This window comes from Streptomyces sp. CA-111067, assembly GCF_050956065.1.
Taxonomy (GTDB): Bacteria; Actinomycetota; Actinomycetes; order Streptomycetales; family Streptomycetaceae; genus Actinacidiphila.
On record NZ_CP192103.1, the window covers coordinates 4,596,531 to 4,619,084 of the forward strand.

Sequence of the window (22,554 nt, forward strand, 5' to 3'; positions counted from 1 at the left end):
GACATGTCCCACTCCCTTCCCGCCGTGGTCCGCCGCTATCTGTCCGCGCTGCGCCTGCTGCTCCTGCTCACGGTGATCACCGGGGTCATCTATCCGCTGGCCGTCACCGGTGTCGCCCAGGCGGCGTTCGGCAACAAGGCCGACGGCTCGCAGGTGAAGGTGGACGGCAAGGTCGTCGGCTCCCGGCTGATCGGCCAGAACTTCGACCTGCCGAAGAAGAACCCGGACGACGCCAACGAGGCGGCGAGGCCCGACCCGAAGTTCTTCCAGCCGCGCCCGTCGGCCGGGTCCTACGACCCGCTGGCCTCCGGGGCGTCCAACCTCGGCCCCAACAGCCCCGACCTGGTCAAGGCGATCGACCAGCGGCGCAAGGACGTCGCCGCGTTCGACGGCGTCAACCCCAAGGAGGTGCCCACCGACGCGCTGACCGCCTCCGGCTCGGGGCTCGACCCCGACATCTCCCAGGCGTACGCCTACGAGCAGGTGAACCGGGTCGCGAAGGCCAACGGGCTGTCGCCGGAGGCGGTACGCGGCCTGGTCGCGGACAACACGCAGGGGCGCAGCCTCGGGTTCCTCGGCGAACCGGGCGTCAACGTGCTGGAGCTCAACGTCGATCTGACGAAGCTCGCGGGGTGAGGCCGTCGTCCGGCGGGGCGTCATCCGAAGGGACGGTCTCCGGCCGGACTTCGGGCGGCGGGGTTCCGGGCGGCGGTGTGAAGGTGACCGCCGCCTGGAACTTGGCCCGGCGGGCCGCCCGCCGGAAAGTGGCGAGCACGGCCGGGCCGGCGATCAGCAGGCAGACGAAGTTGGTGACCGCCCGGCCGGTGTCCCAGCCGAGCGAAGTGGCCACGTCGAAGGCCAGATACCGGTGCCACTGCTGGGTGAACGGCAGCCCGGGCAGGTAGGCGATCGAGCTGTTGGGGTCCACCGAGAACGGCCAGAACGACAGGTTGAGCAGGAAGCCGAACAGATAGCCGGACGCCGAGCCGTACACCGCGAGCAGGATCACCTCGGCCCGGCCGCGGGCCCGCGGCAGCAGCCCGGCGAGCATCCCGACGAACGCGCAGCCGAACATCTGGTACGGCATCCACGGCCCGACACCGCCGGTGAGCAGCGCGGACGCGAACAGCGAGGTGCAGCCCAGCGTGAAGCCGAAGCCGGGCCCGAACACCCGCCCGGCCAGCACCAGGACGAAGAACACCGTCTCCACACCGGCGGTGCCCGCGCCGAGCGGGCGCAGCGCCGCGTTCACCGCGGACAGCACGCCGAGCATCGCCAGCGCCTTGGCGTCGATCCCGCCGTCCGCGATCTCCGCGAACACCACGGCCAGGACCAGCACCAGCAGCACGCCGAAGATCAACGGCGGTGCGTAGGAGGCCCCGAAGTGGCCGGGCGCGGCGACGAACGGCCAGAAGAACGCGACCAGGCCGATGAAGCCGGCCAGCACGATGGCGGTGACGGCACCGGCGTGCACGCGCACTGCGGAGGGGGTCATCCGGCCGCCGGGCCGGCCTTCGGGGCCGCCTTTGGGTCCACCGCCGGCTCCGTTGCCGAGTCGGCCTTTGAGGCGTCCGGTCATCCGCCCGGTCACGAGGCCCGTCATGCGCTTTCCCCCGTCGCTCCGGCGGTCGCTTCCAGGGCCTCGGCCACCTGGGCGACGGTGAGATACGGCAGCGGCGCCAGGATCTTGGCGGTCTGCGGGGCGAACGCGGGCGAGGCCACGATCACTTCGGCGGTCGGGCCGTCCGCGACGATCTCGCCCTCGGCCATCACCACCACCCGGTCCGCGCTGGCCGCGACGAACTCCACGTCGTGCGTGCAGACCACGACGCTGCGGCCCTCGGCGGCCAGCCCGTCCACGATCGCGATCAGCGCGCGCTTGGCCTGGTAGTCCAGGCCCCTGGTCGGCTCGTCGAGCAGCACGACCGCGGGCGCGGCGGTGAGCTGGATGGCCAGCACCAGCGAGAGCTTCTGGCCCTCCGACAGGTCGCGGGGGTGCGCCTCGTCGGCGATGCCGGGCGCCAGCCGGTCCAGGATCTGCCGGGCGGTGAGTTCGGCGGCGCCGCCCGACTCCCGGTCGGCCTGGGCGAGTTCGGCTCCGACGGTCTCCAGGTAGAGCAGGTCGGTCGGGGTCTGCGGGACGAGGCCGATGCCGCGCCGTCCGCCGGCCTCGGCCTTGCGCGGGCCGCCGAACAGGCCGAACCGCCTCCGGGCGGGCCTGCCTTGGGCATCGTCCCGCGGCTCCTCGTCGAGCGTCACCTCCACCGTGCCGGCCTGCTGCGGCCCGGAGCCCTGAAGTGCCCAGAGCAGGGACGACTTGCCGGACCCGTTGCGGCCCATCAGCGCGGTGACCCGGCCGGACTCCAGCGTCAGCCCGACCTCGCGGACGGCGACGACCGGCCCGTAGCGGACCACGACACCGCCGGCCGTCAGCACCGTACGGCCGGCCGGCGGTGCCGGGCGCGGCGCGGGCACCGGGGCGCCGCCGAGCCGGGTGCGCAGCGCGGCCGAGGCGCGGCGGGCGTCGCGTACCGACAGCGGCAGCGGGTCCCAGCCGGCCAGCCGGCCGAGGTCCACCACCGGCGGTGCGACGGACGCGGTGCGGAAGACGGCGGCGGGCGGGCCGTCGGCGACCGTGCCGTCGCCGACCAGGTGAACCACCCGGTCCGCGTACTGCACGACCCGCTCCAGGCGGTGTTCGGCGAGCAGCACCGTCACCCCGAGGTCGTGCACGAGGCGGGTCACCGTGGCCAGCACCTCTTCTGCGGCGGTCGGGTCGAGCGCGGAGGTCGGCTCGTCCAGTACCAGCACCCGCGGGTGCGCGGTCAGTACGGAGCCGATCGCCACCCGCTGCTGCTGCCCGCCGGAGAGTTCGCTGAGCGCCCGGTGCCGCAGGTCGGCCAGGCCCAGCAGGTCGAGGGTCTCCTCCACCCGCTTGCGCATCACGTCCGGGGGCACCGCCAACTGCTCCATGACGTAGGCGAGTTCCTCCTCGACGGTGTCGGTGACGAAGCTGGCCAGCGGGTCCTGGCCCACCACGCCGACCACGTCGGCCAGTTCACGCGGCGGGTGGTGCGCGGTGTCCCGGCCGTCCACGGTGACGCGCCCGGCGAGCGTGCCGCCGGTGAAGTGCGGCACCAGGCCGTTCACCGCGCCGAGCAGCGTGGACTTGCCCGCGCCGGTCCTGCCGACCACCAGGCACAGTTCGCCCTCCTCGACCTGGAGGTCCACCTCCCGCAGCACGGGGGCGGCAGCTCCGTCGTACAGCACGCTGACCTGCTCGAACCGAATCACAGGGCGGCCTCGGAGTGGGTGGTGGGGTTGCTGGGCTGCGGCTTCTGGGCCGCTGGCAGTGACGGTGCCGGTGCCGGGCGGGCGGCGGGTGTGCGGCCCGGCGGCGGGGAGGCGAACGCGGCCACTCCCGCGAGCAGCACCGCGACCGCCGGAAGCAGCGGCAGCGTCGGCCAACTCAGCGGGTACAGGGACGGGTTGAGGTCGTTCGCGTGATAGCCGACGGTGACGAAGAGGACGACCGCCGTCACCACACCGCAGCCGGCCACCGCCCACTCCGGGGCGCGCCAAGGGTCGGGCCGGTAGCCGGTGCGCCGCACCCGGCGCCCGCCCAGCGCGATCCCGCCGCAGCACAGCACCGCCCCGGCCAGCATCGCGGGCAGCCCGAGCGAGCGCGGTGTCGTGCCGTCGAGCAGCCCGTACACCCCCGTGCACAGGCCGAGCATGCCGAGCAGCATCAGTGCCCCGGTGATCCGCCGGGACGCGCGGGTGGCGTCGCCGGCCCGGCCGTAGCCGCGCGAATCCATCGCGGCGGCCAGGTGCAGCGAGCGCTCCAACGCGTCTTCCAGGACCGGGATCACGATGCTGCGCAGCGCCCTGACCCCCTTGGTCCGGCCGGGGCGCAGCCGGCGCGCCCGGCGCACCCGCTGCACGCTCTCCACCAGTTGGGGCGCCACGCTCATCGCCACCGTGACGGCGACGCCGAGTTCGTACAGCGCGCCCGGCAGCACCCGCAGCGCCCGCTTGGGGTTGGCCAGCGTGTTGGCGGCGCCGATGCAGCACAGCAGGCAGGCGAGCCGCAGCCCGTCGATCGCGGCGGACAGCGTGGCTTCGAGGGAGACCGGGCCGCCGAGCTGGATTCCCGCGTACCAGTGCGGAGTCGGGATGTGCGGCAGCGAGAACATGATGTGGTCGGCCGGGCTGATGCCGCTGGCGAACACGCAGCGGAACACGACCCGGATGGCGATCACGCCGAGCGCGAGCAGCAGGTAGTAGTGGAAGCCGCGCGCCCAGGGGGCGTTGGTCCTGCGGGCGGTGACGACGTAGCCGAGGACGGCCAGAACGAGCAGCAGCAGGAGCGGGTTGGTGGTCCGGCTGACGGCGGTGGCGAGCCCGATGCCCCAGATCCACCAGGCCACGGGGTGCAGCGTGCGCGGCAGCCGGCGCCCGGACCCGGGCGGGCCCTGGTAGGCGGGGCGTTGGTGGGGCGGGGCGGCCGCGGGCCCGTTTTCGGACGCGGGCCCGCCGCCGGGCGCGGACCCTTCGTCGGGCGCGGGCTGGTCGTCGGACGTGGGCCCGCCGCGCGACGGGGTGGCGGCGCGCGGCGGGGGCGTGTGGGCGGTGCCGGCCCCGTCGGTGGCGCCGGTCGTGCCGGAGGTGTTCGTCGTGCCTGAGGTGCTGGTCGGTTCGGGCGGGCGGGATTTCGGAACCACGGCCTAGTCCGCCTGGCGCCGGCGGCGGATCGTGGCGATCGTGGCGGCGCCGACACCCGCGACCACCACAGCTGTGATCGCGACGGGCAGGATCGAGCCGGACGAGTGGTGCGCGGCGCTGGTGGGCTCGGCGTTCACGATCCGCGGCGTGGGCGAGGAGCCGCCGGACGAACCGCCGGTGGAGGCCGCGGCGCCCGTGCTGCCTGACGGGGTCGCGCCCGCGGACGTGCTCGGGTGGCCGCCGCTCGGGGTGGCCGTGGCCTTGCCCTTGCCGGGGGCGGCGGAGGTGGCCGGGGTGCCGCCGCTCTTGCCGTTGGACGAGCCCGAGGTGTGCGAGGTGCCGCCGCCGCCCGAACTGCCGCTGCCGGACTGGTGCGTGGACGATCCAGGCGACGAAGGGGCGTGCGTGGCGGGCTTGCCGCCGCCGGAGCCCCCGGAGCCGCTGGACCCGCCCGAGGTGCTTGAACCGCCGGAGCCGCTGGAGCCGCCGCTCGATCCCGACCCGCTGCTCGACCCCGAACCCGAGCCTGTCGGCGCGGTGTTGTGCGCCCGCACCGCGTCCGGCGAGACCGTCGGACGGCCCTGCGTGCCCTGCACGTTGGTGGCGCCGAAGATCCACAGGTCGACGCTGCCCGGCTTCGGGTGGTAGCTCATCGCGCCGAGCGTGCTGTATGTCCAGCTGTTCTGCCCGGGGTTGGCGTGCCAGTACGACCAGTAGGCGGTGGACGGCGGCGTGAGGTTGCACGCCTCCTGGGCCGGCTTGGGGAAGGCGGTGCCGCCCTGGTAACCGCCGTAGCCGATCCGGCAGACGAAGCCGGGGCCGTCGTGCACGGTGCCGGTGGTCTGCCAGCCGCCCTCGTTGAGCAGCGCGTAGCCGGTGGTCGGCGTGGTGCCGCAGGAGCGCAGCAGCGGGCCGCCCCAGTGGCTGAAGTCCACGGCGAGCACCACGCCCGAGGTGGTGGTGCACTGGCCGATCGACTGCGCCGACGCGGCGGCCGGGGTGGCCGCCGCCGTCAGGCCGCCGACCGCCGCGGCCAGCGTGAAGCCGAGCGCGGCGCCGAACCGGCCGAGCCGCCCGAGGCCGCCGAGTCGCCGGAGCCGGGCAACGCCCCTACGCGCGCCGGTGATTGGGGTGGCGCTGCCCGCGCGCGTGCCCGTGCCCGTCGGCCCGGTCGTGCCCGTCGCCTCGATGCCCGGTGTCACTGGTGCCTCCCGTTCGGTCGCGCCCTGCGGCGGGCCGCCGTGAACACGCCGCCGACCGCGACAAGCGCCCCGGCCAGCGCGGCGAGCGCCAGTACGTCGGTACCGGTCGCGGCGAGCGAACCGCCGGAGTTCCCGTCCGGGACAGTGCCGTCGCCGTCACCGCCGTTCGCGCCCGAGCCCGCGGCCGGAGCCGAACTCGTCGCCGTCGCCGTGCCCGTACCCGAACCCGTGCTCGTGGGCGGCGCGGGTGTCGTCGTACCTGTACCCGTACCGCCGTCCCCCGTACCGTCGCCCGCGGGGGCGACCACGTGGGTGAGGTCGGTCAGCGCGGTGCCGGCGAGTGCCGGGACGGCCTGGGTGGTGGAGCGGGTGTCGGAGTCGGTCTGGTCGGCGTCGGCGGTGATCCGGAAGCCGCCGTCGGTGTTCTGGAGGCCGGCCAGGAACTTCTGCCCGTCGGCGACCTCTTGGGGGCGGCCCTTGCTGGTGGCGGTCAGTGCCTGGAGGGCCAGCGCCGTGGAGTTGGCGTTGACGCCCGCGGCGCCGGGGAAACCGCCGCCCTTGACCTGGGACTTGACGAGGAAGGCGCGGCCCGCCGCTGTCCGGTCGGCCTGCGCGGGCAGCAGCGACAGGGCCTGCACGGCGTAACCGGTGGTGTCCACGTCGGACACGCAGTCGGCGCCGGGCGCGATCAGCGTGGAGGAGAAACCGCCGTCCGCGCACTGGAGTTGGTCGAGCCGGTCGAGCGCGGCGGCCGGCGGGGCGACGCCGGCGCGGGCCAGCGCCAGCACGCCGAGCGCCTGCGAGACCGTCGAGTACGCCTGCGAGAAGTCACCGGGCGCGGTGCAGAAGCCGTCGGTCGTGGCGGCCGTGCACACGTTGTCCGTCAGCGTCTTGAGCAGGTCGAAGCCGCCGACGGCCGTCGGGTCCTGACCCGTCACCTCGGCGAGCACCGTGAGCTTGGCGGCCGAGCCGGTGTACGGGCCCGGGTAGGCCGACGTCCCGGCCGGGTCCGCGTAGTCGGCGACGTGCGCGAACAGGTAGCCGTCCACCTTCGCCAGCGTCTCGTCCTGGCCGCCGGAGGCCGCGAGCGCGAGCGCCAGGTCGGCGGTCAGCCCGTAGTCGGGGCCGAACGAACTCGCCAGGTGGTTGCCGTCGGTGAGCTGCTTGACCAGGTAACCGGCGCCGGACGCGGCGGACTTGTGCGCGCCCAGGTCGCGGACCAGCGTGCCGAAGGACGTACCGACCGCGCCGCCGGTGGCCTGCGCCGAGGCCCGCACGTCGGAGCCCGACGGGTCGCCGTCCGACGACACGTTGAAGCCGCCGTCGCTGTTCTGCTCGTGGGCGAGGAAGGCGCGGGCCTTCGCGATCTGCTCCGCGTACGTACCGGCGTCCAGGCTCAGCCCCTGGACCGCCAGCGCGGCGGAGTTGACGGAGTCGCCGGACGCGCCGGGGAAGCCGCCGTCGGTCTCCTGCTGCTTCGCGATCCAGGCAACTCCCTTGGCGACGGCCTGCTGTGCCGTGTCACCGGGCACCAGGTCCAGGGCCATCAGTGCCATCGCGGTGCTGTCCACCTCGGAGTCGCCGGTCGGCGGGAGCAGGCTCGGGAACGCGCCGGTGGGCTGCTGGAGGCTCTCCAGGTACGCGATCGGGCCGGCCGCCTTGCCGGTGTCGCCGGCCCGCAACTGGGCGATGACGCCCAGCGATTGGGAGAAGACCGAGGTGGCGTAGGAGTAGTTGCCGGGGGCGGCGCAACTGGTGTCGGGCGCCTTGCTCGCCTTCGCGCAGAGTGTGGCGTCGAGCTCGGCGATCAGGTCGTGGCCGCCGAACGCGCGCGGGTCGGCGCCGGTGACCTCGGCGAGCAGCGCCTCCTTGGCGATCGAGCCGCCGCTGGCGTAGGCGGTGCCGACGCCCGTCCAGTCGGCGATCGTACGGTCGGAGCCGTCCTTGCCGCTCTGCACGAAGTCGGTGATCTTCGCGAGCGCGTCGTCGCTGCCGCCGGTCGCGGCGAGGGCGAGGGCGGCGTCGATGGTGAGGCCGAAGTCGGCGAAACCGGAGTCGGGGAAGGCCTCGTAGTAGTGGCCGTCGATCAGGTTCGCGGGGTCGGTGAGGTAGCGGGCGGCCTTGCCGAGGTCGGGGGTGGCGGACGGCTCGGCCGGCGCGGTGGTGGGCGGCGTCGTGACCGGGGTGGTCGTCGGCGGGGTGGTGACGGGGGTGGTCGGCGGTGGCGTGGTCGGCGGCGGTGTCGTCGGGGCGTCCTGCGCGCGGACGGAGGCGGGCGTGAACGACGGGCCGCCGTCCGTACCGCCGATGTCGGTGGGCCCGAAGACCCATGCCTCGACCTCGCCGTCCTCCGGTACGTCGCTGAGCGCGCCCTTCGGGCTGTACGTCCAGGTGTCCTGGCCGGCCGGCGCGATCCAGTACGACCAGTAGGCGTCCGGGAGGGGGGTGGAGGTGCACGGCTCGTCGGCCGCGGTCGGGTACTCGGTGCCGTTGTCGTTGTCCGGCGAACCGATCCGGCAGATGAAGCCGGGGCCGTCGTGGACCGTGCCGGTGGTGGTGAACCCGGCGTTGTGCAGCAGGTTCATGCCGGTGGTGGGGTGCGCGTCGCAGCCGCGGGCGACGCCGCCGCCCCAGTGCGCGAAGTCGACGGCGACGACCGCGCCGGTGGTGGGCGTGCAGTCGCCGAGCGGATCGGCGGTCGCGGGCCCGGCCAGGGCGAGCGCGCCCGCGGCGGCGGTCCCCACGGTGAGCAGCAGCGCGCCGCCCACGGCTGCCGCGCGCGGCAGGGCACCGCGACGGCTGACAGACTTCTGCACCGGTCTCCCCCGGGTCGGCCGGCACGAACCCCGACCGCGGAGGCGGGCGCCCACCCCGCTCGGCGGGGGCGCCGTGGTCCGCGCCGTAGTCCTCGACGGCGATCGTGACGTGCATGCGCGGCCCAGGCATTCCGGCTCGCCCACCATGCGGTGGGCCTACGGTTGCGGGTCAGCGCCGGATTCGGACCGGCTTCCCCTGGGCGGTTGCATTCGGATTGTCATGTCATGTGACCACGCTCCCCATTCCCCCGTCAACGCGCCGTCGCCATCCGGCGAGGTGAGCCTCCCCACTCCCGGCGCACCTCCGGGTGACCACCCCCCGCGACGCTTCCACTCGCCCCGCCCCCGCCCGCCGGTAGGTGGCTGATCGCGCAGTTCCCCGCGCCCCTATGGGCGCCACCCGCCGCAATGGCACCGGTTGCGCTCGCCCTCGCGCCCCGGTGGTGGGTTGCTCGCGCAGTTCCCCGCGCCCCTGTGGGGCGCCGTGGTGGCGCTGGGCGGTGAGCGGACCGCTTTTCGGGAGGCGCCGCAGTGCTGCCCGAGGCGAGCGGGCGACCCGTTAGGGGCGCGAGGAACTGCGCGACAAGCCACGACGGGGCTGCACGTGACCGCTCACCGGGGCGCCCCGATAGGGGCGCGGGGAACTGCGCGACAAGCCACAGCGAGCCTGCACCTGACCGCCGACCGGGGGCCCGTTAGGGGCGCGAGCCCGAACGGGCCGGGGCGCCGGGGCCCCGGGGCAGGGGTATCGGGGGAAAAAGGTGCACCTTGGGGGTGGGAGGGCTCAGCGGCCAGCGACGTAGCATCGGGGCATGGAACACCGCTCACTCCCCTTCTCCGGCCACCCCCTCTCCGTCATCGGCCTGGGCACCTGGCAGCTCGGTGCCGACTGGGGCGACGTCCGCGAGGAGGACGCCCTCGCCGTCCTCGACGCCGCCGTGGAATCGGGCGTCACCTTCTTCGACACCGCCGACGTCTACGGCGACGGCCGCAGCGAGCAGCTCATCGGCCGGTACCTGCGGCAGCGCCCCGACGCCGGCGTGTTCGTCGCCACGAAGATGGGCCGCCGCGCCGAGCAGCGCCCGGAGAACTTCACCCTCGACAACTTCCGCGCGTGGAACGACCGTTCCCGCGCGAACCTCGGCGTCGACACCCTCGACCTCGTCCAACTGCACTGCCCGCCCACCCCCGTGTACTCCACGGACGCCGTGTACGACGCCCTGGACACCCTGGTCGCGGAGAAGCGCGTCGCCGCCTACGCCGTGAGCGTCGAGACCTGCGCGGAGGCGCTCGCCGCCATCGCCCACCCGGGCATCGCGAGCGTGCAGATCATCCTGAACCCGTTCCGCCTCAAGCCACTTGAGGAGGTCCTGCCGGCCGCGGCCGCCGCGGGCGTCGGCATCATCGCCCGGGTGCCGCTCGCCTCTGGCCTGCTCACCGGCAAGTACACCCGCGAGACGGTCTTCGCCGCCGACGACCACCGCGCGTACAACCGGCATGGCGAGGCATTCGACCAGGGCGAGACCTTCTCCGGTGTGGACTTCGAGACGGGCCTCGACGCCGCCGCCGAGTTCGCCGCGCTCGCCCCGGCGGGCGCCACCCCGGCGCAGACGGCGCTGCGTTGGATCATCCAGCAGCCCGGCGTCACCTCGGTCATCCCGGGCGCGCGTTCCGTGGAGCAGGCCCGTGCGAACGCCGCCGCCGCGGCACTGGCCCCGCTCGACCAGGCCACCCTGGACGCGGTGAGCGACCTGTACGACCGGCGGATCAGGGCCCAGGTGCACGACCGCTGGTGACCGCCGGACGCTGACCGGGCCGCGCGGGCCACGACGTGCCCGCCCGGCCCGGCGCCCGGCGCCGTCACGTCCGCGCCCGTCCGCGCGTCCGGCGCGCCGAACGCCGACCCGCGCGCCGTCCAGGCACCCGTACGCTCTACCGTCTTGCGGATGACGACCTCCCCTGATCGCCCCGATCACCCCGAAGCCTTCCCCGGTTCGAGCGGCCCGTCGGCCACCACCGAGATCGACCCGCACGCGGTGGGCCGGGTCCGTACCGAGTACGCCCCGGTGCACGACGGCGACCCCGACCCCGGCGAAATCGTCTGGACCTGGGTCCCGTTCGAGGAGAACGACGGCCGGGGCAAGGACCGCCCGGTCCTCGTCGTGGCGCGCGAACCGGGCGGCACGCTGCTCGCCGTCCAGCTCTCCAGCAAGCGGCACGACCAGGACCGGGACTGGGTCCCGATCGGCGTCGGCCCGTGGGACCGCGCGGGCCGCGACTCGTGGGTCGCCGTCGACCGCGTGATGCGCCTGCACGAGGAGGGAATGCGCCGCGAGGCGTGCGCCCTTGACCGGGGCCGCTTCAACCTGGTCGTCAACCGCCTGAAGGAGCTGTACTCCTGGACGTGACGGTCCCCGGGGCCCGGACGTGACGGGCCCCGGGCCCTGGACGTGACGGGGTCCGGCACGCGGTCACGGCGGTCCGGCGCCTGGACGTGACGGGGCTCGGCGCGAAGGATGCGCGGCACTCCGACTGCCCCGTCAGCCGCCCGAGTTGACCAGCACCGCGACGTCGTAACGTTCCCGCACCGGCTCGCCGCCCGACGGCAGTCCCGCCACCTCGGACGCCAGCCGCCGCAGGCCCTGCTGGAACTCCTCCGCCGTCAACTGGTCGAACTTCGACTGCGGTTGGGACGTCATCCGGTCGTGGTACTCGGCCAGGCTCGCCGTGACGGGCTGCGCGAAGCTCGTCACCGTCCGCACGGTGAAGCCCGCTTCGGCGAAGTCGGCGAGCACCGCGGCCTGCGAGGGGAACCGCACCGCGTCCAGGTCGCGCAGCCGCGGCCAGTAGTCGTAGACCAGCGCGTCCAAGCTCTCGCCGAACGTCGTGCGGATCACCACCACCCCGCCGGGCCGCAGCACCCGCGCCAACTCCCTTGCCGCGCGCGGCCGGTCGGGGACGTGGTGGATCACCCGGGACAGCAGCGCGAGGTCGAACGCGTCCGCGCCGGCGGGCACTTGGTCCGCGCTGCCGGCCTCGTACCGCACGCCGGCGTGCGCGTTCACCTGCCGGGCCCGGCTGAGCATCGGCAGTGACGGCTCCACCCCGAGCACGCTCGACGGCCGCAGCCAGCGGGCCATCGCCGCGCAGAACATCCCGGTGCCGGCGCCGATCTCCAGCAGGTCGGGGGAGTCGGCGGCGGCGAACGAGCCGATCAGCTCCGCCCAGGCGCGCAGCGATTCCTCGGGCATCGCGTTGCCGTCCTGGTAGGCGCCCGCCAGCCGGTCGTCCTCATAAGCATTGTCATATGCGCTCTTCATACCCCGGTCTTTCCGCGCCGGGCCGCCCACCAACCCCGCCGCGTCCGTTATGCCGGTTACGTTCGCCGACGGCCGGTTGCGGAGTCGTGTCCATAGCCTGTGGATAACTTTCTCCCGACACCGCGTGGATTCGCTAACGTTGAGTGAAGTTGCACCGGGGTGGGCCGGGGCGGTGGAAGTGCGGGGAGGTGGGCGCGATGGGGCGCATGACGGCGGGCAGCGGGCGGGCATCCCCGGCGGAGGCCGTACCGCTCGCGGATGACGTGGGCTCGGCGCACGCCGTGGCAGGGCGCGCCGCGGACCGGCACGCCGTACCGCCCTCGCTGGTGGTGCTGCCGTACGCCGTGATGGCTCTGGTCACGGTGGTCGACATGACGGCCGGGTCGAGCGTGGGCCTGCTGCCGATGATCTCGCTCGGGCCGGCGTTCTCCGGCCTGGTCGGCGGCTGGCGGCGGACGGCCTTCGTCGGGGTGATCGCCATCGCGCTGTGCTGCGCGCTGGGGGTCTACGACGACCTGTTCGAGGAGCGGCGCGGCTTCGCGGCGATGGCGTCGGTGGTCGGCGTCACGATCGCCGGGCTGATCGCCGCGGTGATGCGGCAGCGCCGCGAGGCGGAGCTCGCCAGCGTCCGTTCCATAGCCGAGGTCGCGCAGCGGGTGCTGCTGCGCCCGGTGCCGCGCAGCGCCGGGCATCTGCGGGTGGCCGTGTCGTACACCTCGGCGGTCGCGGAGGCCCGCATAGGCGGTGACCTGTACGAGGTCGTGGCCACCCCGGCCGGGGTGCGGGTGATCATCGGCGACGTGCAGGGCAAGGGACTTGAGGCCGTGGAGACCGCGGCGGTGGTGCTGGGCGCGTTCCGGGAGGCCGCGTATGACGAGACGGAGCTGACCGGTGTCGGTGAGCGGGTGCAGCGCGCCGCCGACCGCGCGCTGGACGGCGAGAAGTTCGTCACGGCCGTCATCGCCGAGATCCGGCCCGACAGCGGCGCCACCTTCCTCAACTACGGGCACCCGGCGCCGCTGATCGTCCACCCGGACGGCGGGGTGAGCTTCCCCGAGCCACCGGAGTTCTCGCTGCCGCTCGGACTGGGCGCGCACCACCAGGACCGGCCGGTGCCGTTCCCGGTGGCGCTGGCCCCCGACGACCAGCTGCTGCTGTACACCGACGGGGTCACCGAGGCCAGGGACCACACCGGTGCCTTCTATCCGCTGGGCCGGCGCGCCCACTTACTCAAGGATCCGGACCCGGACGCCGCGTTGGAGGCGCTGCGCTCCGACCTGGTCCAGCACTCGGAGGGACCGCTGCATGACGACGCGGCCATGCTGCTGATCCGCTTCCGCACCCCGGAGGGCGGCGGTTCGGCGCCGGCCAACGGCTCGGCGGCCCGGGCGATCCCGGCTCCCGCTCTCGCCCCGGCCCCGGCTCCCGCCCTCGCCCCCGCTCCCACCCCGGCTCCGGCCGGGACCGCAAACCGCGCCAATCGCCCCGATCCGCCCATCAGTACCTACCGCCCCACCCGTACATAGGGAACATTTACGCCAATCGCTCCCGTGTTCCAATCCTCACCCGCGCCCGCTCCGAATGCACCGCTGGAGACACCTTCTCCGGCCGCCCCGGTCCCGTGGCAGCCGCGGCAGCCGGCCGCGACTCGCGGTCCGCCGGACCGAGCGGTCACCGCGAGTGAAGGGCACAGCCATGCATTCCATACACGCACGGGTCCTGACGGCCATGGCGGTGGCGGCCGTACCGCTGGCACTTCCGGCAGCGGCGTGGGCGGCACCGGCGGAACCGGCGGTGGCGTGGACCCCGTACCAGGCGACGCTGAACCCGGTCACCGCCAACCACGTGACCGGCAGCGGCAAGGCCATGATCCAGCTGTCCGGCAACACCGCGAAGATCACCGTCACCGCCTCCGGGCTGGTCGGCGGCGCGTCCCCGCACGCCATGCACATCCACGTGGACGGCGCCGGGGCGTGTCCGACGCCCTCCGAGGCCAAGTCGCACAACGGCCACAGCTCGACCAACGTCGCCGACGCGATGAAGGACTACGGCATGATCGGCACGTCGCTGACCACCAGCGGCGACAGCACCGCCAAGAGCGCGCTGGCCGTCACCCGCTTCCCGGCCGGGTCGAGCGTCAACTACAGCCGGACGATCGAGGTCTCCGACGACGTGGCCGCGAACCTGAAGTCGGGCAAGGCCGTCCTGGTCGTGCACGGCATCGACTACAACAGCAACGGCAAGTACGACAACGTGCTGGGCGCCAGCGAGCTGGACAAGACGCTGCCCGCCGAGGCCACCGACCCGGCGCTCTGCGGCGCGTTCACCGCCTCGCAGATGACGTCGATGCCCAACGGCGCGGCGGACACCGGTGACGGTGCCACCCAGGGCGGCAGCGGCACGGACAACGGCATGATCGCCGGTGGCGGCGCCGCCGTGCTGATCGGTGTCGGCGCCGGCACCTGGGCGCTGCGCAGGCGGAGCAGCGTCACCCGATGAGTGACGACGCCGCACAACCCGCGGACCGGGACGACCGGGACGACCGCGCCGACCGCACCGGTCACTCCCGGCGTACGGCGGTCGCGCTCGTCGTGCTCGCGGTGCTGTGTGTGGCGGGCGGGCTGACGGCCGTCGCGGTCGGGACCAGCGGTGGCGGTGCCTCACCGCCGCCGCAGCCCGGCCCGGCCGCGGCCGGCCAGCCGACGCACAGCATGGACCCGGGTATGGACCCGAGCATGGATCCGGGCATGGACCCGAGCATGGGCGGCTCCGCGCCGGCCGTGCCGGGCCCGTCGGCCGGCACCCCGTCGGCCACGGCGCCGACCGGCGGCGGCTCGGCGCTGCCCGCCTCCCGGCCCACCGAGCTGGCCATCCCGTCCATCGGGGTGCACGGCGCGCTGCTCGACCTCGGCCAGAACAAGGACGGCAGCGTCCAGGTGCCGGGCAAGCCGTTGCAGGCGGGCTGGTTCCACGGCTCGCCGACGCCCGGCCAGGTCGGCCCGTCGGTCATCCTCGGCCACGTGGACTCGTACGCCACCGGCCCCGCCGTCTTCTACAAGCTGGGCGCGATGAAGCCGCACCAGCAGATCCGCGTCACCCGCGCGGACGGCAAGGTGGCGGTCTTCAGCGTGGACTCCGTGCGCTCCTACGCCAAGAAGGACTTCCCCACCCTGGACGTCTACGGCAACACCCCCGACCCGCAGTTGCGGCTGATCACCTGCGGTGACTGGAACGCCCGCACGCACGCGTACGACGGCAACATCGTCGTCTTCGCGCACCTCACCCACTGAGCGGGCCGCGACGGCCGAGGGCGGCCGTCAGCTGGTCCAACGCCTGGACGAGTGAGGCGAGTTCGGAGTCGCCTGCCGTGTCACCCTCCGCCGCCAGGCCGCCGGCCGGGGGTGACAGGCGGGGGGCGTCCTCGGCCAGCCGCCGGGCGGCGCGGCGGTGCAGGGTGCGGCCCCGGGCGGCGAGCTGGAGCAGCACCCGGCGCCGGTCGCCCGGGTCGGGGCGGCGGTAGACCAGGTTGTCGGCCACCATCGCGTCCACCAGCTTGGTCAGGCTGGGCGCGGGCATCAGCGCGTGGTCGGCGATCTCGGTCATGGGATGGCCCGCGCCGTCGCCGACCGCGGACAGCACCCGCCACTGCTCCAGCGTGCAACCCACCTCGGCCAGCACCGAGTTCAGCCGCCGGACCAGCCGCCGCTCGGCATGGCTGAGCAGATGCGCCAGTTCGCCCACCTCCACCGCCACCGGCTCCCGCCGCGGTGCCGGCGAGGGCTGTGGCGAGGCGGCTGCCGACGGCCTGCCTGCCGGATCGGATCGCATGTTTGCCGGTGTCCTTCCCTAGGTCTACTGTTCGGCCACATCAGGGGTCTCTGCAAGGGTGCCGGGGCCGGGTTCACGACCCTCGTCGCCCGCACAGTCCCCGGAGGTGGCCGCGTGTCCCTGGGACCACCGCACCCACCCGGCTCGTCCGGTCCACCCGATCCGCCCCCGCGCCCACCTCAGCACGTCCCACCTCAGCACATCCCGCGGCTGCGCGCCGCCGCGGACGACACGCTGACGGTCGCGCTGGTCGTCCCGCTGCACGGCCCCGGCGGCATCTTCGGGCCGTCCTGCGAGCTGTCCGCGCGGCTGGCCGCCGAGGAACTCAACGTCAGCGGCGGCGTGCTGGGCCGCGAGGTGCGGCTGGCCGCGGTGGACGGCGGCGGGCCGCCGCAGCGGGTGGCCGCCGAGGTCGAGGCGCTGGTCCGGCTCGGCGCGGTGGACGCGGTGGTGGGCTGGCACACCTCCGCGGTCCGCAAGGCGCTGGCGCCGCGGGTGGCGCACCTGGTGCCGTACGTCTACACCGCGCAGTACGAGGGCGGCGAGCGAACTCCCGGGGTGTTCCTCACCGGTGAGACCGACGAGGCCCATCTGCTGCCCGCCATGCGGGCGTTGGCCGAGACGATGGGCGTACGGCGCTGGTGCACGGTCGGCAACGACTACGTCTGGCCGCGGGAGACCGCCCGCGCCGCCCGCGGCCACGCCCGGCGGTGCGGCGGCCGCGTGCTGGGCGAGGCGTTCGTCCCGCTCGGCACCCGCACGGCGGACTTCGCCCAGGTGCTGCGCCGGATCGAACGTGCCCGCGCCGACGCGGTGTTGATGCTGCTGGTCGGCGCCGACGCCGTCCGCTTCAACCGGGCCTTCGCCGACCGCGGCCTGCACGAGCGCTGCCTGCGGCTGAGCACCCACATGGACGAGAACATGCTGCTCGCCACCGGCGCCGACGCGACCGCCGGGCTGTGGGCCGCGGCCGGCTACTTCGAGACGCTGGCCACCGCCGAGAGCCTGGACTTCAACCGGCGGTACGCGCTGCGCTTCGGCGTCGAGGCGCCGGTCGTCGGCAGCCTCGGGGAGTCCTGCTACGAGGGGCTGCGGCTGCTGGGCGCGCTGGTGGAGCGGGCCGGCTCGCCGGCCGTGGCGGCGCTGCGCAGGGTCAGCGAGACGGACGGCACCGTGGGCTACGAGGGCCCGCGCGGCGCGCTGCGGCTGCGCGGCAACCACCTCGACCAGCGGGTCTACCTCGCACGGGCGGACGCCTTCGACTTCGACGTGGTGGCCCAACTCTGAACCCCCCTCCGGGAGTCGGTGCGGCGAGCGGCAACCTGCTTCTCCTGCCTGGGCGTTGACAATAGCTTCCCCTGGAAATACTTTCTAGGGGAAGCATCTGGCGGCGGCCCCGAGGGCGGCACCGTCCCGCGCCGACCCTCCCCGCGGTCGGCGCCGCGCCTCTCGAATTACCTTCTGAATTCCTCGCGGCTTATCATCTACGCGCGTCATGCGAATTCCGTCCGCGGTCCGCCAATTTAAAGGACCGGAAACTGCGGAGAAACAATACGGCGGGACTCTTCCCTCGCCGCCCGGGGCGTCCGGGAGGCGGACACCTTGCGCGGAAGAGGGATCACCGTGACGGACACACTCGGCACGCAAGCGCCCCCCGGCGCGGAACCGGAAGCCAGGACCCGCAGCTACAACGGCTGGACGAAGAACACCACGCTCGAGGACTACTCGCTGCGCTACGCACCGAAGTCCTTCCGCCGCTGGACCCCGTATGTGGTGGCCACCACCGCCCTCGGCGGCATCGCCTACCTGGCGGACTTCGCCATCGGCGGCTCCATCGCCATCTCCAACGGCTTCAGCAGCGCGATGATCGCGATTCTGGCGGCGGCGGTCACGATCTTCCTGACCGGTATCCCGATCTCGTACTACTCGGCGAAGTATTCGATCGACATGGACCTGCTGACCCGAGGCGCCGGATTCGGTTATCTCGGCTCGACGCTCACCTCGATCATCTACGCCAGCTTCACGTTCATCTTCTTCTCGCTCGAAGGCTCGATCATGGCCCAGGCGCTCGACCTGGGACTGCACATTCCGCTGGCCGTCGGCTATCTGATCTGCTCGCTGATCATTCTGCCGCTGGTGTTCTACGGGATGACGGCGCTGTCGAAGATGCAGGTGTGGACGCAGCCGGTGTGGCTGGTCCTGATGGTCGCGCCGTTCGTGTCGATCGCGATCCAGAAGCCGCACAAGTTCCAGCAGTTCACGCACTTCGCCGGCAACTCGCCCACCGGTTCGTCGCTCAGCCTGCTCGGGGTCGGCGCGGGCGCCGGCGTCGCCCTGTCGCTGATCGCGCAGATCGGCGAGCAGGTGGACTACCTGCGCTTCATGCCCGACAAGACCCCCGACAACAGCCGCCGTTGGTGGGCCGCGGTGCTCAGCGCCGGGCCGGGCTGGGTGGTGCTGGGGGCGGCGAAGCAGATGGGCGGGGCCTTCCTGGCGTTCTACATCGCCGGCAGCGTCGGCCTGTCGAAGGCCAACGAGCCCATCCAGCAGTACGTCTCCGGCATCAAGACCTTCGCCGCGCCGGTCGCGCTCGGCCTGGCCACGTTCTTCGTGATCCTCTCCCAGATCAAGATCAACACCACGAACGCGTACTCCGGTTCGCTGTCCTGGTCCAACTTCTTCTCCCGGCTCACGCACCGCCACCCCGGCCGGGTGGTCTACATCTTCCTCAACGTCGGCATCGCGCTGACCCTGATGGAGGTCGGCGTCTTCGGCTTCCTCAACACGGTGCTCGGCTTCTACTCCAACGTCGCCATCGCGTGGATCGGCGCGGTCGTCGCCGACCTGGTGATCAACAAGCCGCTGGGGCTGAGCCCTTCGTACATCGAGTTCAAGCGCGCGCACCTGTACAACTTCAACCCGGTCGGCTTCGGCTCGATGCTGGTCGCCTCGGCCGTCTCGATCGCCGCGTACTTCCACGCCTTCGGCGCGTACGGCAAGGCGTTCTCGCCGTTCATCGCGCTGGCCGTCGCCATGGTGCTGTCGCCGCTGATCGCCTGGGCGACCAAGGGCCGGTACTACATCGCCCGCACCGACGACCAGGTGGAGCCGCTCTTCCTGGAGAACGGCCTGCTGTCGGCCGCGATCGTGACCTGCTCCGTCTGCGCGGAGGACTTCGAACGCCCGGACGTGGCCGGCTGCCCCTTCCACGGCGGCGCGGTGTGCTCGCTGTGCTGCAGCCTGGAGCGGGACTGCCACGACTCCTGCAAGTCCGTCGCCACCGGGCCGGTGGACCTCGGCCTGCCGTCCGTGGGCCTCGGCCTGCCGTCCGGGGGCTCGGCCGAGCCTCCCGCCGGGCCCGCGGCCACCCCCGGGAACGCTCCCGGTTCGCCCTGACGCCCGGGGCGCTCCCTGGCCCGTGCCGGGCGCGGGCCAGGGGTGCTGCCGGTTCGACGGTGCCGTCTGGGAGGGGTGTGGCTTGCTGATCGTGCCCGGAGATGACGGTAGGTGACCGGCCTTGCCAGTTTCGATCAGGTGTGCTGATATTCGCTTGCCTGTTGTCGGCTCGTCTCGGCACGGCCTGGTCAGCCCGCTGCCTTTTCTCACTAACGAGTGCGATGCCGCAGAACTTCTTTGAACCACGCACGCCCGTCGCGCCCCGCGGCGAACCCCCGCGCGCGGCACCGCCGGCTCCGACTCCGCCGCCGCTGCCTCCCAAAGAGCCGTCCTGGCTGCGGATCTACTGGAACACGCTGCGCTCGTTCACCCGTCGGCGGCTCGGGCTGGCGCCCATCGCCCCACGGGAGTTCGGGCCGCGCGACGGGGAGCCCGGGCCCGGACGGTCCCGGCGGCGGATCGTGCTGCCGGTCGCGGTGACCGTGGCCGTCGCGGTGGTGGCCACCGCCATCGTGCTGATGAACTCCGGGGACGGCCACGCCGACCACGGCAAGGTGTCGGCGTCCGCAACTCCCAAGCCGGGCGCGGCCGTTCCCACCGTCACGGCGGCCCCGACCGCGCCGGCCACCACCGCGCAGCCCACGCTGCCCGAGGCGCCCGAGCCGTCGCCCGAGGTGCGGCGGCAGGTCGCGCTGTGGGTCAGCTCGCACATCGGCGCCGGCCATGTGGTGGCCTGCGACGCCGCCGTCTGCACCGAACTGCGCAAGGCCGGCCTCCCGGCCGCCGCCGTGCGCCAGGTCCGGGGCAGCGCGGAGGACCTGCTGAGCGCCGACCTCGCCGTCGTCACCGGGCCGTTGCGGACCCTGCTCAGCGCCGAGACCGTCGACCGGTTCACCGCCGGGCAGCCGCTGGCCGCGTTCGGCCCCGGCGGCCGGCCGGCGAGCGTGGTGTCCGTCGCCCCCGCCGGCCCGCAGTCGTACACCACCGCGCTGGCCGCGGACCTGGCCGCGCGCAAGCTCTCCGGCGCGGCCCTGCTGAAGAACAAACGGCTCGTCCTGACCCCGGGCGCCCGCGCCGCGCTCGTCGCCGGCCAGGTGGACCTGCGGCTGTGCGCGCTGCTCGCGAACCTGACCAGGGCGCACACCGTGAGCGTCACCGCGTTCGCCGCCCCGTCGCCCGGCGCCGACGCCTCCATGGCGCGCACGGGCATGGACATCGCCTCGGTGGACACGTACCTGGCGACCGGCCCGAGCGCCCAGGCCGGCGCGCTGCGCAAGCTGATCGTCGGCCAACGCGCCCCGTACCGCCCGCTGCACGTGGTCAGCGTCAAGCGGACGCCCAAGACCAACCCGGTCCTGAGCGTCTTCTACGCGCAGCCCGCGCCGCTCACCCGGGCCCGCTGACGGGCCTCACGCGGCCCCGGTGACCGCCACCTGTCACATCGCGTGACGGGCGCCGGTCACATCCGGTCCGGGGCCGTGATGCCCAGCAGCGTCAGTCCCTGGGAGAGGGTCGCGGCGGTCAGCCGGCACAGTGCCAGCCGGGTCGCCCGGACGGCCGGCGCGGACTTCAGCACCGGGCAGGACTCGTAGAACGCCGTATAGGTCTTGGCCAGCGCGTAGAGGTAGCCGGCCAGCCGGTGGGGTTCGAGGGTGCCGGCCACCGCGTCCAGGGTGGCGGGGAACTCGTCCAGCAGCAGCGCCAACTCCCGTTCGGCGGGCTCCAGTCCGGCGCCCGGCGCGAAGCCGGCGGCGGCGTCGTCCGCCGCCCTGCGCAGGATCGACGCGATCCGGGCGTGCGTGTACTGGAGGTAGACGCCGGTCTGGCCGCTGAAGGACACCATCTGGTCCACGTCGAAGTTGTAGTTCTTCAACCGGGACGTGGACAGCTCCGCGTACTTCACCGCGCCGATGCCCGCCAGCCGGGCGATCCGGGCGAGTTCGGCCGGCCTGGTGTCCGGCGCCTTCTCCGCCAGCACCTGCGCGGCCCGCCGCTCCGCCGCGTCGAGCAGGTCCTCGAGCCGTACGGTGCCGCCGGCCCTGGTCCGGAACGGCCTGCCGTCCGGGCCGTTGATCGTGCCGTTCCGCACGTGCGCGGTCTCGACCTCGTCGCCGAACCAGCCGGCCCGCCGCGCGGTCCTGAACACCATCGTGAAGTGCTGCGCCTGCCGGGCGTCGACCATGTAGAGGATGCGGGTCGCCTTGAGGTCCCGCACCCGGTGCCGTACGGCGGCCAGGTCGGTGACCGCGTAGCCGAACCCGCCGTCGCTCTTGCGGAGCAGCAGCGGCACCGGCCGGTCGTCGTGCCCCCGGATGTCGTCGTAGAACACGCACCAGGCGCCCTCCGACTCCACGGCGATCCCGGCCTGCTGCAACTCGCCGAGCACACCGGCGAGTTCGGGGTTGTACGAGGACTCGCCGGCGACGTCGTCCAGGGTCAGCAGCACGCCGAGCCGGGCGTAGACCCGCTGGAACGCGGCCGTGGACTCCGTGACGATCTCCCGCCACGCGGCCACCGCGGCCTCGTCGCCCGCCTGGAGCGCGACCACCCGCCGCTGGGACCGCTCCTTGAACGCGGGGTCGGCGTCGAAGACCACCCGGGCGGCCCGGTAGAGCTCGTCGAGCGCGGAGACGGGGGATGCGGGAGACGTGGCGGGTGCGGCCGAATCACCGCCGGCCGGCGTCAAGTCCCGTTCCCGCCACGGCAGATCGGGGTGCTCCAGCAGGTACTGGATGAGCATGCCGAAGTTGGTGCCCCAGTCCCCGACGTGGTTGCGCCGAATGACGTCCGCGCCGAGGAAGTCCAGCGTCCGGGCGAGGCAGTCGCCGATCAGGGTGGACCGCAGATGCCCGACGTGCATCTCCTTGGCCACGTTGGGCCCGGAGTAGTCGACGACGGTGACCTCGCCCTCCCGCGAGCACGGCACTCCCAACCGCGCCGGGTCGGCGAGCCGTTGCGCCAGCCGCCCGGTCAACGCGGTATCGGCGAGCCGTAGGTTGAGGAACCCTGGCCCGGAGACGGTGACGTCCGCCAACCACGGGTTGCCATCGGTCAGTTCGTCCCGCACGGCCTGCGCGAGCGCGGCGGGCCGCTGCCCGAGGCTCTTCGCGAGCGAGAGCGCGACGTTCGACTGGAAGTCGGCCCGCTCCGACCGGCGCACCAGCGGATCCACCTCGGTACCTGGGCCGATGGCGCGCCGGACGGCCCCGACCACAGCCGCCTCGACGTCCTCCCTGAGCGTCCGCACCGCCCCAGTCACCATCTCGC

The 22,554-nt window shown here is 73.6% G+C and carries 17 protein-coding genes and 1 riboswitch; of the genes, 9 read left to right on the top strand and 8 right to left on the bottom strand.

Annotated elements, in window-relative coordinates:
* The first annotated feature begins 3 nt into the window (after positions 1 to 3).
* Complete coding sequence (gene kdpC / locus ACQPW6_RS20045; protein WP_433891024.1) at positions 4 to 636, top strand: potassium-transporting ATPase subunit KdpC; 633 nt, start codon at positions 4 to 6, stop codon at positions 634 to 636.
* On the opposite strand, the gene ACQPW6_RS20050 is transcribed toward kdpC, so the two are convergent.
* From ACQPW6_RS20050 to ACQPW6_RS20070, 5 genes are all read right to left on the bottom strand, one after another.
* Positions 605 to 1,495 carry an ECF transporter S component gene (locus tag ACQPW6_RS20050; RefSeq protein ID WP_433891025.1) on the bottom strand — a complete coding sequence of 297 codons (891 nt, stop codon included), beginning with the start codon at positions 1,493 to 1,495 and terminating at the stop codon, positions 605 to 607. The genes kdpC and ACQPW6_RS20050 overlap by 32 nt on opposite strands.
* 104 nt (positions 1,496 to 1,599) lie before the next feature.
* Complete coding sequence (locus ACQPW6_RS20055; RefSeq protein WP_433891026.1) at positions 1,600 to 3,294, bottom strand: ABC transporter ATP-binding protein; 1,695 nt, start codon at positions 3,292 to 3,294, stop codon at positions 1,600 to 1,602.
* On the bottom strand, positions 3,291 to 4,451 hold the full coding sequence (locus ACQPW6_RS20060) for a CbiQ family ECF transporter T component (RefSeq protein WP_433894598.1): 1,161 nt from the start codon (positions 4,449 to 4,451) through the stop codon (positions 3,291 to 3,293). The genes ACQPW6_RS20055 and ACQPW6_RS20060 overlap by 4 nt, the downstream gene beginning before the upstream one ends.
* Positions 4,452 to 4,727: 276 nt before the next feature.
* Positions 4,728 to 5,927, bottom strand: a complete 1,200-nt coding sequence (locus ACQPW6_RS20065; protein ID WP_433891027.1) for a hypothetical protein — start codon at positions 5,925 to 5,927, stop codon at positions 4,728 to 4,730.
* Positions 5,924 to 8,743 carry a prenyltransferase/squalene oxidase repeat-containing protein gene (locus ACQPW6_RS20070; protein WP_433891028.1) on the bottom strand — a complete coding sequence of 940 codons (2,820 nt, stop codon included), beginning with the start codon at positions 8,741 to 8,743 and terminating at the stop codon, positions 5,924 to 5,926. The genes ACQPW6_RS20065 and ACQPW6_RS20070 overlap by 4 nt, the downstream gene beginning before the upstream one ends.
* Before the next feature lie 125 nt (positions 8,744 to 8,868).
* A riboswitch (cobalamin riboswitch) is annotated at positions 8,869 to 8,939 on the bottom strand.
* A gap of 616 nt (positions 8,940 to 9,555) precedes the next feature.
* On the opposite strand from ACQPW6_RS20070, the gene ACQPW6_RS20075 reads away from it, so the two are divergent.
* Both ACQPW6_RS20075 and ACQPW6_RS20080 read left to right on the top strand, forming a co-directional pair.
* Entirely contained in the window at positions 9,556 to 10,539 is a 984-nt protein-coding gene (locus ACQPW6_RS20075) for an aldo/keto reductase (protein ID WP_433891029.1), read from the top strand.
* Between the two features lie 150 nt (positions 10,540 to 10,689).
* A complete protein-coding gene (locus ACQPW6_RS20080; RefSeq protein ID WP_433891030.1) occupies positions 10,690 to 11,151 on the top strand; it encodes a type II toxin-antitoxin system PemK/MazF family toxin in 462 nt (153 codons plus the stop codon).
* Between the two features lie 132 nt (positions 11,152 to 11,283).
* Here the strand turns inward: ACQPW6_RS20080 and ACQPW6_RS20085 are convergent, their stop codons facing one another.
* Entirely contained in the window at positions 11,284 to 12,063 is a 780-nt protein-coding gene (locus ACQPW6_RS20085; protein WP_433891031.1) for a class I SAM-dependent methyltransferase, read from the bottom strand.
* 347 nt (positions 12,064 to 12,410) lie between these two features.
* Between ACQPW6_RS20085 and ACQPW6_RS20090 the strand changes: the two genes are divergently transcribed.
* From ACQPW6_RS20090 to ACQPW6_RS20100, 3 genes are all read left to right on the top strand, one after another.
* On the top strand, positions 12,411 to 13,589 hold the full coding sequence (locus tag ACQPW6_RS20090; protein WP_433894599.1) for a PP2C family protein-serine/threonine phosphatase: 1,179 nt from the start codon (positions 12,411 to 12,413) through the stop codon (positions 13,587 to 13,589).
* 169 nt (positions 13,590 to 13,758) lie between these two features.
* Positions 13,759 to 14,562, top strand: coding sequence for a hypothetical protein (locus ACQPW6_RS20095; RefSeq protein WP_433891032.1), 804 nt, complete (start codon positions 13,759 to 13,761; stop codon positions 14,560 to 14,562).
* Complete coding sequence (locus tag ACQPW6_RS20100) at positions 14,559 to 15,353, top strand: class F sortase (RefSeq protein WP_433891033.1); 795 nt, start codon at positions 14,559 to 14,561, stop codon at positions 15,351 to 15,353. Before ACQPW6_RS20095 ends, ACQPW6_RS20100 begins: the two co-directional genes overlap by 4 nt.
* Here the strand turns inward: ACQPW6_RS20100 and ACQPW6_RS20105 are convergent.
* Positions 15,343 to 15,891 (bottom strand): MarR family winged helix-turn-helix transcriptional regulator, encoded by a 549-nt coding sequence (locus ACQPW6_RS20105; RefSeq protein WP_433891034.1) that lies wholly within the window; start codon positions 15,889 to 15,891, stop codon positions 15,343 to 15,345. The genes ACQPW6_RS20100 and ACQPW6_RS20105 overlap by 11 nt on opposite strands.
* A 201-nt stretch (positions 15,892 to 16,092) precedes the next feature.
* Between ACQPW6_RS20105 and ACQPW6_RS20110 the strand changes: the two genes are divergently transcribed.
* The 3 genes from ACQPW6_RS20110 (at position 16,093) to ACQPW6_RS20120 (ending at position 20,690) form a co-directional block, all read left to right on the top strand.
* Entirely contained in the window at positions 16,093 to 17,178 is a 1,086-nt protein-coding gene (locus tag ACQPW6_RS20110; RefSeq protein ID WP_433894600.1) for a substrate-binding domain-containing protein, read from the top strand.
* Positions 17,179 to 17,514: 336 nt separating this feature from the next.
* A complete protein-coding gene (locus tag ACQPW6_RS20115) occupies positions 17,515 to 19,287 on the top strand; it encodes a purine-cytosine permease family protein (protein WP_433891035.1) in 1,773 nt (590 codons plus the stop codon).
* 221 nt (positions 19,288 to 19,508) lie between these two features.
* On the top strand, positions 19,509 to 20,690 hold the full coding sequence (locus tag ACQPW6_RS20120) for a hypothetical protein (RefSeq protein WP_433891036.1): 1,182 nt from the start codon (positions 19,509 to 19,511) through the stop codon (positions 20,688 to 20,690).
* A 56-nt stretch (positions 20,691 to 20,746) separates the two neighbouring features.
* Here the strand turns inward: ACQPW6_RS20120 and argS are convergent, their stop codons facing one another.
* Entirely contained in the window at positions 20,747 to 22,549 is a 1,803-nt protein-coding gene (gene argS, locus ACQPW6_RS20125) for an arginine--tRNA ligase (protein ID WP_433891037.1), read from the bottom strand.
* Positions 22,550 to 22,554 lie beyond the last annotated feature (5 nt).